Below are 15,704 nucleotides of genomic sequence, written 5' to 3'. Positions count from 1 at the left end.
CGCCATTCCGAAACTTCCAGCCTAAGCCTGGCGCATTTTGCGCCTCCAGCTCGAGCGGGAGAGATCGTCTTAGCGGGAGGGATCGTCGAAGGAATCAGACCAGCGGCCGCTTGGTTTCCTCGGGAAACTCGGAATGGGCGATTTCCCTCAAACGTTCCAGGTCCAGCACCTCGCAACCGCGGTCGCGCCAGCGGATCAGCCCCCGGTCGGCGAGCTTGCGCATGGTCTTGTTCGTGTGGACCAAGGAAAGTCCGAGCGTGTCGGCGACGAGTTGCTGGGTGATGGGCAGGCCGACCGCGCCGTTGCCGTTCAGTCCGACGGCCTTGGCGCGCATGGTCAGCGATGCGATCAGAAAGGCAGCCCGCTCGAGCGCCGTGCGCCTGCCGACGCTGAGCAGATTCTCGTCGAGCATCTGTTCCTCGCGCGCGGCAAGCCAGGTGATGTCGAAGGCGAGGCCCGGGTGGCATTTATAGAGCTGCTCGAGCTTGTTGCGTTCGAACACGCACAGCAGGAGCGGCGAAAGCGCCTCCACCGAATGCTGCATCTCGCCCATCAGGGTTCCCTGCAGACCGATGAGATCGCCAGGCATGACGTAGTTCAGTATCTGGCGGCGACCGTCCGGCAGCATCTTGTAGCGGAAGCCCCATCCCGAAAGAACGGTGTAGAGGTGCGCGTTGTGGCTGCCTTCGATCAGCACGGAGGCGCCGCGTTCCGCGGTCAGTTCACCCTTCTTGAAGGAAGCGACGAAATCGAGTTCGCTCTCGGCGAAATCCCTGAATATCGGCAGTGGACGCAACGGGCAGCGCTCGCACGTATGCCTCCTCGTCGCCTGCTGCCTCTGCTCGCTCACGCGTTTACCCCTGTACAATCCCGCCGCTGGCCGACGATGCGAGCCGCATCGCATGCGTTGCGGTGCCCCGCGGCGGTCTGTACGTCTTATTTAAATGACATTGCGCGCCACCGGTGGCATGAAATCGCCTTCGCCACAAGATTTATCGGAGACAGATATTGGCCGAACGCCAACTTGCGGGACGTTCGATTCTCATTCTCGAGGATGAGTTCCTGATTGCCATGGACGTGGAGCAGACCTGTCTCGATTGGGGCGCGGACAAGGTGACAATCGTCCGCGCACTCGACCAGCTGGGAGAGGACCCTTTTCGCCAGCACGAGTTCGACAGCGCTATCCTGGATCTGCGGCTGGGCGGCAGTTCGACCGTGGACTTTGCCCACAGGCTGCATGCACGGGGCATACCGTTCGTGTTCGCCACCGGGATGAGCGAACACAACGAGATCGCCACGGGCTTTCCGGGTGTCGCGATCGTTTCCAAGCCCTACTCCGGCGAGGAGCTTCTTCAGTCGCTCATCGCCGCCATAGAGAGTGGCGAACTAAGCCGCAGCGCCTGATCCGAGAACCTGCGAAGCTATCGCGTCAGGGCCGAATTCTCCCTCACCATCGATCGACAGGACTTCCTGAAGGCGCACGCGCGCCCGGCTGACCCGGCTCTTGATCGTGCCGACGGCGCAACCGCAGATCTCGGCAGCTTCCTCATAAGAGAAGCCGGAGGCGCCGATCAGGATGATCGCTTCCCGCTGGTCTTCCGGAAGCGTGTCCAGCGCCGCGCGGAAATCCTTCAGGTCGAGGGTGCCATGCTGGCTGGGATGAACGGCGAGCCGCGCCGTCATCGTGCCTTCGCTGTCCTGCACCTCCCGGCCCCTCTTGCGCATCTGCGAATAGAATTCGTTGCGCAGAATGGTGAACAGCCAGGCCTTCAGGTTGGTCCCCGGCTGGAAACTGCTCTGCTTGTCCCACGCCTTCACAAGCGTTTCCTGCACGAGGTCGTCAGCCTTGTCGCTGTTATGCGACAGGGATACGGCGAAAGCGCGCAGGCTCGGGATGGCCCCGAGCAGGCCGGTCTTGAATGTGGATGCATCGCTCATTGAGCGTTCCCATCCTTGTCCTTCGACGCCTCGGCGCGTTCCAGCTTACTCAACAGGTCGGTGAAGCGGTCCGGTACGTCGTCGGCCATCAGACCGTCATAATACTCCCGCAATTTCTTCCCGATTTCCGAATTCGCGCCCAAGGGATCATCCCCGCGGCGCGGCTTCGGCCCAGCCGCTGCCGATTTTTGCTCTGTCATGCCTGTTAACACCCCTGCCGATACAAGCGGCTTACGCCACCCCTTCTTTTACGAGGCCCTCCAAACCGCGAGCGCCATATCCGGCCATAATGGACGATGTCTGAAAAAGTTCCCCGGGGCGGGAACTTTTTTCCGGCCGGCCCGTTTAAAACGCGATATGCCGTGACGGCGTTCCCGTCCGGGCGTGAGTGAGGGAGACTACAGAGAATGAGCCTGTCCGCAAGTATTGCACCGCATCTGCCTTATCTGCGCCGCTTCTCGCGAGCGGTTTCCGGGTCCCAGGCGAGCGGCGACGCGCTGGTCGGCGCGGTGCTGGAAGCCATCATCGCCGATATCAGCATATTCCCGGACGCAACGAATCCCAAGGTCGGGCTCTATAAGGTCTTCGCCAAGCTCTTCTCCTCCATCGCCATACACGTCCCCCCCGGAACGCCGTCTTCTGCATGGGAAGCCCGTGCCGCGGCAAACCTTTCGGCGATTTCGCCCCTGCCGAGGCAGGCCTTCGTGCTCGTCGCCGTGGAAGGCTTCAGCGACAGCGAGGCCGCCGAGATCCTCGACGTTGACGAAGAGGAATTCGCCGCCCTACTCAGAGAGGCCTCGACGGAAATTTCGCGTCAGGTCGAGACCGACATCCTCATCATCGAGGATGAGCCGCTCATCGCCATGGACATCGAGGAAATGGTGGAAAGCCTGGGCCACAGAGTGGTCGGCACTGCCCGCACCCACGCAGAAGCAACCGCTCTGTTCCGCAAGACCCAGCCGCGCATGGTCCTTGCCGACATCCAACTGGCGGACGGCAGCTCTGGGATCGACGCGGTGAACGAGATTCTGGCCAACACCCCGGTCCCCGTCATCTTCATTACCGCCTTCCCGGAGCGACTGCTCACCGGCGAGCGTCCCGAGCCCGCCTTCCTGGTGACCAAGCCCTTCAACCCGGAGATGGTGAAGGCGCTGATCAGCCAGGCGCTCTTCTTCGACCGGCAGGCAAAGGCTGCGGCCTGATCTGCCGCAGCGACGCTCTCAACTTTCGAAAGCCGCCTCCGGGCGGCTTTTTCGTTATGATTACGTCACGAACGAAAAATTGGCCTCGACGTCGATGTCGCAGATACTGATGTTCGGGATTGCTCGTATTTCGCGCGACACCTCTTGTCGCATACGTAGGCCGGTGAACCGTTGGGCCGAAATGCGATGAGCGCCGCACCCCTTCGCCGCTATTGACGCTCGCGAGTTCTCAAGCGCCGCCCGAGAGCCGGCGTTTTCTTGTGGAACGTAATGCGAGCATCGCTCGTTGGCCTGTCACAACGTCAGCAAGACAGGGCGAACATGGGTCCCAAAGCGGAGAACGGCGTGGCCCGCGGTGCCGATGCCACGTCGACGCGTCCCGGTAGCAGCGGGACCGAGGGGTTTGATCGCAACCTGCTGCGTGCCCTGGAAAACACCAGCATCTCGGTTCTCTATCAGGATCGCGACTTTCGCTACCTGTGGTCGAAGAACGTTCCCAGCGTCTGGAAGAACGTGCCTCTGCCTGGGACTACCGATGCGGACCTCTTTCCGGAACAGGAGGCGGAACGGCTCAATGAAGCCAAGCAACTCGTCGTGGAAACGGGGGAACAGGCACGCATCGAGATCAAACTTCGGGCCGAAGACGGCTTTCGCTGGTTCGAGATGTGGATCGACCCCGATCGCGACGAGGCCGGAACCATCGCGGGGATCGTCACCACGGCCGTGGAGATAACCGAGCAGAAGAGGCGCGAGCAGACCCTGCGAGCATTGCTGAGGGAGGTGAGCCACCGCTCAAAGAACCTGCTTGCGATCATCCAGTCGATTGCCACCCAGACTGGGCGCTACTCCGGAACCGTGGGAGATTTCCTGGTGCGGTTCCGCGGCCGGCTGCAGTCGCTCGCCGCTTCGCAGGATCTGGTGACCTCGTCCAACTGGCGGGGCGCCGACCTGCACGAACTGATTGCCGGTCAGGTGGTCCGGTTCTGTGCCGATCCAGTCCGAAACGTGCGGCTGGAGGGAACGAACCCGTACCTGAACCCCAATGCCGCCTTGCACGTAGGCCTTGCCCTTCACGAACTCGCGGTGAATTCCGTGAGTTACGGAGCCCTCTCCCGGGGCGATGGCGTCGTCACCATTTCCGCGACGACGGCCGACCGCGACGACCGCTCCGTGCTCGAACTGGTGTGGAGGGAGCAGTCCCACGCCAAGCCCGACCTTTCCGGCGGCCGCCGCTTCGGCAGCGTCGCTCTCGAGAAGGTCGTTCCCGCATCCCTCAACGGGACCGCATCGCTGTCCACCGACGATGGCGGGCTCACCTACCGTCTGACCATCCCCGCCGAGAACTTCGAACTGGACTAGGCGCGGCATCCGATAGCCAGGTTTGCTCCGGGCGAAAAAGAAAGCCGGCGCGATGCCGGCTTGAATGAAGCGGAGAAGACATTGGCGGGGGGCGGGTCTGTCTTCTTCCGCGGCGCGCCGGCGCATGGGGGGTGCATGCCAGCGGGCTTTACCAAGATAAAACGAGGCAAACTGGGTCGGGTTCCATCCCGCCCAAATTTTTCTTGAAGAAGCTGCAAATTCTTTCCGTTTGATACAGATCGCGCTCCGGCGCGACGCGCGCGCGTTACCGCCCGCGACTAGAACGTATTTTCGAGACGGGCGGGCGCCCCTTCCGTCGGAAACGGAACCACCGGCGCCTCGATCCGTTATGAAATCCGAAGGAGTTGGTCATGGAACACATTGCTGCACTGCTGCTGGTGATCGGCTGTTCCGGCGATCTCAAGGCCTGCGAGGAGATTCCGACCGATGTGCCCGTCTTCGAGACGCGGCAGGATTGTGCGGCCGAACTCGTTTCGGCCCAGCGCATCTATGGACACGGCTACGACACGACCTTCTTCAAGTGCGTGGGCGTGGATCCGGCGTTGGAGAACGAAGATGCCGAACTCGCGTGGAACATCAATTCGGACGGCACCCTGCATGCCGCGGTCGAGGCGCTTGACGTGATGGTGGCCCTTGCCGATACCGGGCCGCGCCACGATCGTGGCGAACGTGACACATTTGCGGCCAACTAATTCGGCAGACTGAAGCCGGATGGGACTTCCAAGCAGTAAACCAGGAGAGAAATGAAAATGCGGAAGACAATTTTTGCGGCGTTGGCAGCGATCTCGCTCACCGGCACGGCCTGCACGACGGCCGAGCAGGCGGGAACCGTCGGCGCCGTCGGCGGCGCGCTCATCGGCGGCGCGGCGGGTGGCACAAAAGGCGCGCTCATCGGCGCTGTGGCCGGCGGTGTCGGCGGCTATCTCATCGGCCGCACGGCGGACGGACGCTGTCAGTATCGCACGCGAAGCGGAGCGATCGTTTACGACCGCTGCTACTGACATCGGCGGACGTTACAGATTGGAAGCGGGTCCGGCCAGGTGCCGGGTCCGCTTTGCTCGTCCATAACACCAGATACTGCTCAAGCTGCCCGATCCGTCTCCATCGCGCCTGGCCCCGGCACCGCGCCCGGTGGGCACTTACCGAGAATGATCATTCCGAGCACCTCGTCCTTGGTCAGGTCGCTCGTGTTCGCGGTGCCGACCACCTGGCCGTTCTTCATTACGCAGACGCGGTCCGCGAGATCGAAGACATCGTGGATATCGTGGCTGATCAGGAAGATGCCGATGCCGTCCGCCTTCAGTTGTTTCACCAGTTCGCCGACCTGCGCGGTTTCCTGCGGTCCGAGCGCGGCGGTGGGCTCGTCCATGATCAGGATGCGGGCATTGAACAGGATGGCGCGGGCGATCGCCACCGATTGCCTTTGCCCGCCCGAGAGCGACTTGACCGGATCCTTGAAGCGCTGGAACCGCGGATTGAGGCGGCCCATGACCTTGCGCGCCTCCGACTCCATGGCGGCATCATCGAGCGTGCCCCACCTCGTCTTCAGCTCGCGACCGAGGAAGAGATTGGCCGCCGCATCGACGTTGTCGGCCAGCGCAAGCGTCTGGTAGATCGTCTCGATCCCGTAGTTCTTGGCGTCGCGCGGATTGCTGATCTGAGCCGGCTCCCCATTGACCCTGATTTCCCCATGGTCGCGCTTGTAGGCGCCCGACAGGACCTTGATCAGCGTCGACTTGCCGGCTCCGTTGTGGCCGAGAAGTGCCACCACCTCGCCCGCGTGGAGATCGACCGAGGCGTCGTCCACGGCGCGGATGCCGCCGAAGGCGATCGAGATGTTCTTCAGTTCGACGAGCGGCGTTCCGGTCTGTTCCATCCTGCTTCTCCCGTCCTACTGGACCGTGCGGCGGTAGATCGTGTCGAGCCATACGGCAACGACCAGGACGAGGCCGACCACGATGTTCTGCAGCGGCGTGTCGACGCCGAGCAGAATCATGCCGGTCGCCAGCGACTGCATGAGCACCGCCCCCAGCATGGCGCCCGCGACCGTCCCCGAGCCGCCGGCGAGCGAGGTGCCGCCGATGACCGCCGCGGCGATGACGAGCAGTTCGTCGAGCGTGCCCTGAGCGTTGGTGGCCGCATTCAGCCGCGCGGTCGAGATCGCCGCGCCGATCGCCGCGAGCCCGCCCATCAGCATGAAGATCTTCATGGTGACCCAGCGCGTGTTGATGCCGGCCAGTTCCGCGGCTTCCGGATTGCCGCCGATCGCGAAGACGTAGCGGCCGAAGCTTGTGCGCGTGGACAGGAACGTCATGACGATTCCGACCCCGATGGCGATCAGCACCGGAATCGCGATGCCGTGGGCAATGAACAGGCCGCCGTCGGGGATGGTGAGATCGTTCTCCTGTGCATAGCGCCGCACGATCCCGATCGGCCACGGGTAGGAATTGGCAACCGCCACCGCTCCCAGAATGACCACGCAGGCGACCGCGCCGAGAAACACCTCTGCCCACACCGGCCGGAGCGGGAAATGGAACCGCTTGCGCTGGTTGCGACCGAAATAGAGGAGCAGCACCACCGCCACGCAGGCGACGATGCCGACGATCCAGCTCGCCGTCGAGCCGATCGAGCCGGCGGGCCCACCGCCCATCAGCCTGAAGGTTTCGTCCATCGGCGCCACCGTGCGCCCGCTGGTTACCCACCATGCCGCACCGCGCCAGACCAAGAGGCCGCCGAGCGTAACGATGAATGCCGGAACGCCGAGATAGGCGATGATGTAGCCTTGCAGGCCGCCGATGACGACGCCGACCACGATGCCCGCAGCCAGGGCGATGACCCAGATGGCCGGATTTCCGAAGTCGAGATATTGCGGCAGGATCTCTGCCTGCGTCACGCCCATGATCATCCCGACGAAGCCGAGGATCGAACCCACGGACAGGTCGATGTTGCGCGTGACGATGACCAGGACCATGCCCGTGGCCATCACCGCGATGGAAGAGGACTGAACCGAGAGGTTCCACAGATTGCGCGGCGTCAGGAAGATGCCGCCGGAGAAAATGTGGAAACCGAGCCAGATGATGAGCAACGCGCCCACCATGCCGAGCATGCGCGTATCGAGTTCGGTGGCCTTGAGGAAGCTCCCGACGGGGCCGAGTTCATTGGCGCGGGCGCGATCGGCAGGCGCCGTCGAGGTCGCTTCGGACATGGTTTCCTCCCCCGCTGGGGCTGTCTCCGGCGGTCCGGATTGTTCTTGAAGGTAGTTAAGCCTGCGCCGCGGCTTTCGTCAAACCGCGGCGCAGATTCCGTTGGAACGCAAAGATCAGTCGCAGACGGCGACCTTGCCGGCGTCAACGCCCTGGCAAAGGGCTTCCTTGGAGATCCAGCCGGCGTCGACGACGACGTTCAGATTGTCCTTGGTGATCGGGACCGGGGTCAGGAACACGGCGTCGACTTCCTTGCCGCCGGGCGTCGTGAACTTCACGGCATTGGCAATGGCGCCCATCTCGGTTCCGTCAGCGAGCGCAGACGCGATCTCGGCCGCGTTCTTGCCGAGTTCGCGCGCATCCTTCCACACCGAGACGGTCTGGGTGCCGAGCGCGACCCGGTTCAGCGCGGCGTGGTCGCCATCCTGACCGGAAACCGGAATGCCCGCCATGCCCTGCGCCGAAAGCGCGGCCACGACGCCACCGGCCGTACCGTCATTCGAAGCAACGACCGCATCGATGTCGTTGTTGTTGGCGGTCAGGATCTGCTCCATGTTCTTCTGGGCGTTGGCCGGGAGCCAGCCGTCGGTATAGGCTTCGCCGACGTTCTTGACCTTGCCGCTGTCGATGGCTTCCTTGAGCACTTCCATCTGACCGGAGAACAGGAAGTCCGCGTTCGGATCGGACGAGGAACCCTTGATGAAGGCGTAGTTGCCTTCCGGTTGGACCTTGAAGACCTCGCGGGCCTGCATGCGGCCGACTTCCTTGTTGTCGAAGGTGAGGTAGAAGGCGTTCTCGTTCTCGATCAGACGGTCATAGCCGACCACCGGAATTCCTTCGTTGACGGCTTTTTCGACAGCGGGGCCGATCGCCGAGGCGTCCTGGGCGAGGATGATGAGCGCGTTGGCGCCCTGCGAGATCAGCGCTTCCACGTCCGTCAGCTGCTTGGCAGCCGATGACTGCGCGTCGGCGGAGATGTATTTGTCGCCGGCTGCCTCGATGGCAGCCTTCATGGCAGCTTCGTCGGTCTTCCAACGCTCTTCCTGGAAATTCGACCACGAAACACCGATGGTCTTGTCCTTGGCGAGCGCTCCGCCGGCGAAAGAAATGCTGAATACGGCGCAGCTCAGCGCCAGCATCGTCTTGTTCATGCTTATCCTCCCGGTGCATCGTTGCACATGACATGCCGACGGTCCCGCGCGCGGGATTTTCGCCAGCCCAGCCCCTTTAATTCGAGGCTCGAAAAAAATAGTGACTCACCCATTGCGCTGTGTCAAGATGAATCTCGATCGACCTAACGTATTGCAGTGCAACAACAAAATGCCGCGCTGCAAACCTAATGGCGACAGGGAGGATTCGCCGCGATGACGGCGGTGACGCGGTCGGACGACGTGCGCCGGCAGAACCGGAGGGTGGTGATTGCGACGCTGCGAAGCGGCGGGCGCCTCTCCCGCACAGACATCTGCGCGCAGACCGGTCTCAGCGCTTCGACGGTCTCGGCCATCACCGCCGACCTGATCGAGGAGGACATCCTCCGTGAGATCCGCGACGGCGAGGCGACCACGGCGCGCAGGGGCCGGCCGCAGGTGGCACTCGGCCTTAACCCGGACGCAGCGACGGTGGTGGCGGTGGTGCTGTCGATGAACTCGCTTTCCGCGGCCCTCATCGACTATGCTGGCGAGATCGTCGAGGCGAAGCAGAAGCGGCTGGAGACGCTACGGCTATCGAAGGGGGAACTCGTCGAGGCGGCGAGCATCATGATCGGCGAACTCGTTTCCCGGTCGAACAAGAGCGGACGGCGGGTCCGCCGTATCGCTTTCGGCCTGCAGGGCATCACGGATTCGGGTGCGCGCAAGCTCCTGTGGTCGCCGATCACCCCCCACACGGACATCGCCTTCGCCGACCTGCTGGAAGACGCATTCGGCATTTCCGTCACGGTGGAAAACGACTGCAACATGATAGCGGTCGCCCTCCGCGCAAGGCGACCGCAACGATATTCCGAGAACTTCATCGCGATCCTCCTGTCGCACGGGATCGGCATGGGGCTGATGCTGAATGGACAGCTCTTCACGGGCACTACCTCCTCGGGCGCCGAATTCGGCCACATGAACCACATTCCTGACGGCGCGCTCTGCCGCTGCGGGCGCCGGGGGTGCGTGGAGGCATACGCCGGCAACTACGCGATCTGGCGCAACGCCAAGAGTTTGAACGAGGAAGACGCCTACGCGACCGACATTAGCGACGAGGAGATGCTCGCGCTCGCGCAGGCCGCCCGCGACCATCCCGGCCCGGAGCGTGAAGCCTTCCGGCGTGCCGGCGAGGCGATCGGCTTCGGCCTAGGCAGCCTCTTTTCCCTGATCGACCCGGCTCCGGTCGCCATCGTCGGCCAGGGTGCGCTCGCCTTCGATCTCGTGGAGGGACCGATGCTGGAGGCACTCGCCAAGACCGCCGGCGGCCAGCACCACGACCTCCCCAGTTTCGAGACCGAACCGGACGAGATGCCGCTGATCCGGGAGGGTTGCGCCCTGCGTGCCCTCGCCTTCATCGACCGCGAGATCTTCGCAGCCGGCGCAACAACCGTTTCCAACCGCACGGGAAAGGAGGTCGTCTGAGGAAAGTATGCCGCCGGCTGGGGGTGCTCCCTCACTGTCGAACTATGATGGGTTCCACACGACCGTCGGCCGGCCCCGTTCGATGATATGGAAGCGGCCAGACTCGACCCGCTGCCAGGCGCCGGCTTCGCCATCGGGCCAGACGACACGCAATTCGGCCTGACGATCTGCACCCAGCCCCAGATGCCACCAGCCAAGGTGGCCGGACGCATGCCCACCCCCCACGCTTATCTCCCGCCGCATGATCTTGTCACCACGCCGGGTTTCGATCCATGAGCCGATGGCTTCGCGGTTGGGACCGGCTTGCCTGAGTTCAAGGCCGACCCAGTTGCCTTCGGTACCTTCGTTTCGCCATAGCTGCGCCGGCTTCCACCGATTCACGACCAGAAGGTCGAGTTGACCGTCGAGGTTGAAATCCGCAAGTGCGGCGCCGCGCGATATCGCAGTGCTGCCCATTCCAGCTTTGTCCCCGACCTCCTTGAACCGACCGTCGGCTTGCTGAAGCAGGAGGTTGTTCGGATCCTCCGCCGCGAAATCCGGCATCTCCGCCACGTTGCCTTTGGCGATGAAGAGGTCGACGAGCCCGTCATTGTCGACGTCCTCGAACTGTGTGTGCCAAGCGGTGGAGGGCTTTACGTCGTCCCCGATATAGGGACGGTGCGCGGTGGCGCCTTTGGCAAAAGCGATGTCGGCATAGACCGGTTGAGGCTTGCCGGCGTCGACCGAGGCAAGCGTCTGCAGCTTGTTGTCGGCCATGCTGGTCAGGAAATACTCGGGATAGCCATCGAAATCGAGGTCGTAGCTGGCGATCCCCATGCCCCAGATCAGGAGCCGCTTCCATCCGTCCTTTTCGCCGTAGAGAACCGGCGCTTCGTCGGGAGGAATACGCCAGAGCTGCTCCTGGCCGCCCTTGTAGTACTCGCGGTCGTTCGAGACCCGCAGATCCGGCGTGCTGGAGCGGTTCCAGTCGGTGAACAGCATCGACAGCGCGCAGTAGCTCGGTCTAAGCGGAAGAGGTTCCGCGAAACGCGGCTCGCCGTCGGATGCCGGCCGGTGGAGCCAGTTGTCCGTGCAGGAGCCCCAGGGAAACGCTTCCTGAGCGCGATCGATGTAGTTGCCGATCGCAAGGGTCGGGAAAGCGGCGCCTCTTTCCCATGTGGCGGCGAATGCGGTGGACCACGCGTCTCCCCCGTCGAACCCCCACGCCTCGTTGGCACGCTCGAAACGGCAACCGCCAAGGCCGCGCATGAGCACGTTTTCCCCGACGCGAAGCAGAACGACGTCCCGGTTCCCGTCGGAATCGATGTCCAGGGGATAGGCGCCCGAGACCGCCTCCAGTTCAAGCCCGCTTTCCTGCGCCACGAAGCGGAGCGGACCGCCTTGCGCGCTGACGTTCCTGAAGAACCTGGCCGGCGAAGCCCCTCCCGCGAGCAGCGCATCGGGGAAACCATCGGCGTTGCAATCGAATGTGGCGACCCCTCCGCCGACCATGAACTCCCACTCACCCTCATAGATGCTGTCGATCCCGCTTGCCGCGGTCTCTTCGATGAAGTGCGGGATCGTGATGTCATCCTCGGCATACGACGGATGCGAGATCGCAAGAAGCACGAGCGCAACCGTGAAGGGGCGAAGAAGAAGTGACGATCTCATCCTTTCGTTTCCCTCGTCCGTAAGCCATTCACAAAGGCCGCCACGCACCGGCCCTGTTCCAGCCCACGCTCGATTGCGGCGCGGAAGTGAATACCGCCGTAGAGTCTGGATATGCCCGCTTCGTCCGCCGCGTGGCGGAAGCTTCGATACCGTCGAGCCGGCAGACCGTCGGATTCGTGGGTGGCGTCCACGAATTCAAATGGATCTCCGAAGAGATCGGCAAGAACCTCCGCGGCGGCGGCCGACTGCGTGCTGTGGCCGCTCGGGTATTCCGGAAACGGGGGGGTGTTCAGGATAGGGACCCAGCGGGGATCGATGACCCGGCGGATATAGGTAACCGGGCGGACCAGATCGAATTCGTACTTGGCGTGCCAGCAAGCGATGAACGAATCCGAAAGCGCGAGCCCGAGACGGGCGAGTACATCGACCCTTCGCGCAAGCCCGGCGTCTTCCCGATCGAGGATTTGTGTGGCGATCGACATCCAGTGACCGGGCGGTGTCGGTGACAGCATCGGGTCGTCCGACCAGAAGCGGGCGATCGCCTGCTGCTCCTCGCTCAGGCCGTTCACGGTCTCGTAGACTTCGAGCGCTTCCTCATAGAACCTCGAGTCTTTCTCCTCGCTGTATTCCGGCGGCGGGGGAAGCGGGCACGAGGCTCCGTCCGGCATCACGAGGGGCCGGTTCCTGCCCCAGTCGGGGAGGAGCGGGGTCTGCTGCTGCGAGACGAGGCTGGTGGGCACCCAGTGGGCGGGGCCCTCCTTCAGCACGTATGCAAGCGGGAAGCCCATGTTCTCGACGACCGCGCCGCCATCGCCGGCAGACCATGCAAGCACATGCTCCGCAACCGTTCGGCCGTAAGCCTCGCTCCGCGCGACAACCTCTTGGGATAGGCCTCGGGACACCTCTGAAGAGAGCTTTTTTCCGACCGCGGCCATCGCACGCTGTCCCGTTGGCCCCGTGTTGGCGAAGAGGGTGCGAATGGCATGCGACATCGCCGATTCGAGCGCAACCGCTTCATCGTAGGCCGCCCCCGGCTCACGCTGCACGGGCTGCTCGAATTCGTTCAGTTGACCTCCGAGCGACTGCAATTCCCCATCGCCAGAGGCAACCACTTCGAACGCCGTGACGCCGAGATAGGCGAGAGAGCGGCTTGCCACCGGCGGAGAATAGGTCGGAGTGTGCCGGACGAGTTCAAGCGTCAGACGGTACCATGTCTCCAGTACGTCGGCGGCCGAGGTTGTCGCTGGCTGCGCAAAGCTACCGCCTGAAATGGACAAGCAGGCGGCGATTGCAAGAACGCACGTCGCCGCCATTTTGCGGATCGTTCCCATCGGCGCCTCCCAAAAATCGCTCACCGAACGCCGCACAATAAGCATGTCCGGTCTTTGGCAGGCAAGGGGAGCCGGATGCGCGGGGACGAGGTCGCGCCGTTCCAGGCGCGGTACGGACGACGTCAAGCCTCTCGGATCGCGTAACCCGCACCGCGGATCGTGCGGATGACGTCGGGCATCCGACCGTTGTTGACCGCCTTGCGCAGGCGTCCGACATGGACGTCGACGGTGCGTTCGTCGATGTAGATCGTCTCGCCCCACACGTTGTCGAGCAACTGGCCGCGCGAGAAGACGCGGCCGGGATGCTGCATCAGGAATTCGAGCAGGCGGAACTCGGTCGGTCCGAGCTTGATCTCGCTCTTCTTGCGGTAGACGCGATGCGATTCGCGATCGAGCACGATATCGCCGACCTTGAGCACGCTGGAGAGCACTTCCGGCTTTGCGCGGCGCAGCAGCGCGCGCACCCGCGCGATGAATTCCGGCGTGGAGAAGGGTTTCACCAGATAGTCGTCGGCGCCCGTCGAGAGGCCGCGCACGCGATCGCTCTCCTCGCCGCGGGCCGTCAGCATGATAATCGGCAGCCGTTCCGTCTCCGGCCGCATCCTGAGCCGCCTGCACAGTTCGATGCCCGAGATCGCCGGCACCATCCAGTCGAGGACGAGCAGGTCCGGCACGCTCTCCTGCAGCCGGATCTCGGCCTCGTCGCCGCGGGTGACGATCTCGACCTGATAGCCTTCGGCTTCGAGATTGTACTTTAGGAGGACGCAGAGCGGTTCCTCGTCCTCGACAACCATGACCTTTGCCGCAATCATGCCGCGTCTTCCTCAGGCACCTACGCCGGCTACCGCCGTTTCATCGATCTTTGGCCGCGCCATGGGCAATTGTTTGCCAGTCATCACGTAGTAGGCGTTCTCGGCGATGTTGGTGACGTGATCGCCAATTCGCTCGAGGTTCTTGGCGCAGAACAGGAGATGCGTACAGGCGGTGATGTTGCGCGGGTCTTCCATCATGTATGTCAGGAGCTCGCGGAAGATCGCAGTGTACTTGATGTCAATCTTCTCGTCCTCGACGCGTAGCGGGACGAGGGCTTCGGCCTCGCGCGCGACGTAGAGGTCGACCACCTTCTTGACCTGGTGATACACCAGTTCCGCCATGGTTTCGATCGAGTAGGAAAGGCTCGAGGGCGTCGATGTTAGCCCGACCGCGCCGACTCGCTTGGCGATGTTCTTGGCCAGGTCCCCGATGCGCTCGAGGTCGCCTGCCATACGGATGGCACTGACGACGGCACGAAGATCCTGCGCCATCGGCTGCCGGCGCGCGATCAGCGTGATCGCCTTGTCGTCGAGTTCGCGCTGCTTGGCGTCCATGATGGCATCGTCGGAGATGATGCGCTGGGCGAGTGCCGCGTCGGTCGAAAGCAGCGCCCGCGTGGCGTCGTCCACCATCGAGGCGGCGAGTTCGCCCATGTCGCAAAGGAGGCGATCGATGCTCTGAAGTTCCTCGTCGAAGGAGGCAACGGTGTGCTCGCCCATGGTCCTGTCCTCGTATCCTGGTGCCGGATCAGCCGAAGCGGCCGGTGATGTAGTCCTGGGTGCGCTTGTCGTCCGGGTTTGTGAACATCTTGTCCGTCGGTCCTTCCTCGACGAGGTAGCCGATGTGGAACATGGCGGTGCGCTGCGAGACGCGGGCCGCCTGTTGCATCGAGTGCGTGACGATCACGATCGTGTAGTTCTGGCGAAGCTCGTCGATCAGTTCCTCGACCTTGGCGGTGGCGATCGGATCGAGCGCCGAGCAGGGTTCGTCCATGAGGATCACCTCCGGCGAGACCGCGATGGCGCGGGCGATGCAGAGCCGCTGCTGTTGGCCGCCGGAGAGGCCGGTGCCCGGCTCCTGCAGCCTGTCCTTGACCTCGTTCCAGATCGCCGCCTTGCGGAGGCTGGACTCCACCACGGCGTCGAGTTCTGCCTTGTTCTTCGTCAGGCCATGGATGCGCGGACCGTAGGCGATGTTCTCGTAGATCGACTTCGGGAACGGGTTCGGCTTCTGGAACACCATGCCGACGCGGGCGCGCAATTCCACGACGTCGATCTTGGGGTCGTAGATGTCCTCGCCGTCGAGCGTGATCTTGCCGCCGACGCGGGCGATGTCGATCGTGTCGTTCATCCGGTTCAGGCAGCGCAGGAAGGTCGACTTGCCGCAGCCGGAGGGGCCGATCAGCGCCATCACCTGCTTTTCGGGAATGTTCAGGTCGACGTCGAACAGCGCCTGCTTTTCCCCGTAGTGCACGGTGACCTTCTCGCCCCGCATCTTGTACGTGGTGGCGGCGTCCGGGGTCATGAGCTTCTTCTCGACGGCAGCTTCGGTCAACATGTTCATGTCCTTCTACTC

General features: G+C 63.4%; 17 protein-coding genes. 6 read left to right on the top strand and 11 right to left on the bottom strand.

The annotated features are described in order from the left end of the window. Positions 1 to 94: 94 nt before the first annotated feature. Positions 95 to 796 carry a Crp/Fnr family transcriptional regulator gene (locus ABGN05_RS11620; protein ID WP_373695915.1) on the bottom strand — a complete coding sequence of 234 codons (702 nt, stop codon included), beginning with the start codon at positions 794 to 796 and terminating at the stop codon, positions 95 to 97. 212 nt (positions 797 to 1,008) lie between these two features. Here ABGN05_RS11620 and ABGN05_RS11615 point away from each other — a divergent pair, with 212 nt between their 5' ends. Further along, a complete protein-coding gene (locus ABGN05_RS11615) occupies positions 1,009 to 1,404 on the top strand; it encodes a response regulator (RefSeq protein WP_367954164.1) in 396 nt (131 codons plus the stop codon). Here the strand turns inward: ABGN05_RS11615 and ABGN05_RS11610 are convergent. Then, the gene (locus tag ABGN05_RS11610) at positions 1,387 to 1,938 is read right to left on the bottom strand and encodes a sigma-70 family RNA polymerase sigma factor (protein ID WP_367954163.1); all 552 of its coding nucleotides are present in this window, start codon (positions 1,936 to 1,938) and stop codon (positions 1,387 to 1,389) included. The genes ABGN05_RS11615 and ABGN05_RS11610 overlap by 18 nt on opposite strands. Continuing rightward, the gene (locus ABGN05_RS11605) at positions 1,935 to 2,138 is read right to left on the bottom strand and encodes a NepR family anti-sigma factor (RefSeq protein ID WP_367954162.1); all 204 of its coding nucleotides are present in this window, start codon (positions 2,136 to 2,138) and stop codon (positions 1,935 to 1,937) included. Before ABGN05_RS11605 ends, ABGN05_RS11610 begins: the two co-directional genes overlap by 4 nt. A 207-nt stretch (positions 2,139 to 2,345) precedes the next feature. Between ABGN05_RS11605 and ABGN05_RS11600 the strand changes: the two genes are divergently transcribed. The 4 genes from ABGN05_RS11600 to ABGN05_RS11585 all read left to right on the top strand — a co-directional run bounded on the left by ABGN05_RS11600 (position 2,346) and on the right by ABGN05_RS11585 (position 5,521). Continuing rightward, complete coding sequence (locus tag ABGN05_RS11600; protein WP_367954161.1) at positions 2,346 to 3,140, top strand: response regulator; 795 nt, start codon at positions 2,346 to 2,348, stop codon at positions 3,138 to 3,140. 345 nt (positions 3,141 to 3,485) lie between these two features. After that, positions 3,486 to 4,499 carry a sensor histidine kinase gene (locus tag ABGN05_RS11595; RefSeq protein ID WP_373695914.1) on the top strand — a complete coding sequence of 338 codons (1,014 nt, stop codon included), beginning with the start codon at positions 3,486 to 3,488 and terminating at the stop codon, positions 4,497 to 4,499. A gap of 371 nt (positions 4,500 to 4,870) precedes the next feature. Next, on the top strand, positions 4,871 to 5,212 hold the full coding sequence (locus ABGN05_RS11590) for a hypothetical protein (protein ID WP_367954160.1): 342 nt from the start codon (positions 4,871 to 4,873) through the stop codon (positions 5,210 to 5,212). Positions 5,213 to 5,269: 57 nt separating this feature from the next. Beyond that, complete coding sequence (locus ABGN05_RS11585; RefSeq protein ID WP_367954159.1) at positions 5,270 to 5,521, top strand: YMGG-like glycine zipper-containing protein; 252 nt, start codon at positions 5,270 to 5,272, stop codon at positions 5,519 to 5,521. Between the two features lie 80 nt (positions 5,522 to 5,601). Here the strand turns inward: ABGN05_RS11585 and ABGN05_RS11580 are convergent, their stop codons facing one another. From ABGN05_RS11580 to xylF, 3 genes are all read right to left on the bottom strand, one after another. After that, complete coding sequence (locus ABGN05_RS11580; RefSeq protein WP_367954158.1) at positions 5,602 to 6,396, bottom strand: ATP-binding cassette domain-containing protein; 795 nt, start codon at positions 6,394 to 6,396, stop codon at positions 5,602 to 5,604. A 15-nt stretch (positions 6,397 to 6,411) separates the two neighbouring features. Then, positions 6,412 to 7,725 (bottom strand): sugar ABC transporter permease, encoded by a 1,314-nt coding sequence (locus tag ABGN05_RS11575; protein WP_367954157.1) that lies wholly within the window; start codon positions 7,723 to 7,725, stop codon positions 6,412 to 6,414. A 114-nt stretch (positions 7,726 to 7,839) separates the two neighbouring features. After that, positions 7,840 to 8,874 (bottom strand): D-xylose ABC transporter substrate-binding protein, encoded by a 1,035-nt coding sequence (gene xylF, locus ABGN05_RS11570; protein WP_367954156.1) that lies wholly within the window; start codon positions 8,872 to 8,874, stop codon positions 7,840 to 7,842. 213 nt (positions 8,875 to 9,087) lie between these two features. Here xylF and ABGN05_RS11565 point away from each other — a divergent pair, with 213 nt between their 5' ends. Then, positions 9,088 to 10,335 (top strand): ROK family protein, encoded by a 1,248-nt coding sequence (locus tag ABGN05_RS11565; protein ID WP_367954155.1) that lies wholly within the window; start codon positions 9,088 to 9,090, stop codon positions 10,333 to 10,335. A gap of 42 nt (positions 10,336 to 10,377) precedes the next feature. On the opposite strand, the gene ABGN05_RS11560 is transcribed toward ABGN05_RS11565, so the two are convergent. The 5 genes from ABGN05_RS11560 to pstB form a co-directional block, all read right to left on the bottom strand. Further along, positions 10,378 to 11,985: a CRTAC1 family protein gene (locus tag ABGN05_RS11560; RefSeq protein WP_367954154.1), complete on the bottom strand. Its 1,608-nt coding sequence runs from the start codon at positions 11,983 to 11,985 to the stop codon at positions 10,378 to 10,380. Further along, complete coding sequence (locus ABGN05_RS11555; protein WP_367954153.1) at positions 11,982 to 13,316, bottom strand: vanadium-dependent haloperoxidase; 1,335 nt, start codon at positions 13,314 to 13,316, stop codon at positions 11,982 to 11,984. Before ABGN05_RS11555 ends, ABGN05_RS11560 begins: the two co-directional genes overlap by 4 nt. Before the next feature lie 122 nt (positions 13,317 to 13,438). Then, positions 13,439 to 14,128, bottom strand: a complete 690-nt coding sequence (gene phoB, locus ABGN05_RS11550; RefSeq protein ID WP_072607518.1) for a phosphate regulon transcriptional regulator PhoB — start codon at positions 14,126 to 14,128, stop codon at positions 13,439 to 13,441. A gap of 12 nt (positions 14,129 to 14,140) precedes the next feature. Next, positions 14,141 to 14,848, bottom strand: coding sequence for a phosphate signaling complex protein PhoU (phoU, locus tag ABGN05_RS11545; RefSeq protein ID WP_367954152.1), 708 nt, complete (start codon positions 14,846 to 14,848; stop codon positions 14,141 to 14,143). A gap of 28 nt (positions 14,849 to 14,876) precedes the next feature. Beyond that, positions 14,877 to 15,692: a phosphate ABC transporter ATP-binding protein PstB gene (pstB, locus tag ABGN05_RS11540; RefSeq protein ID WP_367954151.1), complete on the bottom strand. Its 816-nt coding sequence runs from the start codon at positions 15,690 to 15,692 to the stop codon at positions 14,877 to 14,879. Positions 15,693 to 15,704: the final 12 nt, after the last annotated feature.

The organism is Aquibium pacificum (assembly GCF_040839445.1).
GTDB classification, from domain to species: Bacteria; Pseudomonadota; Alphaproteobacteria; order Rhizobiales; family Rhizobiaceae; genus Aquibium; species Aquibium pacificus.
This window is presented reverse-complemented; position numbering and strand designations above follow the sequence as displayed.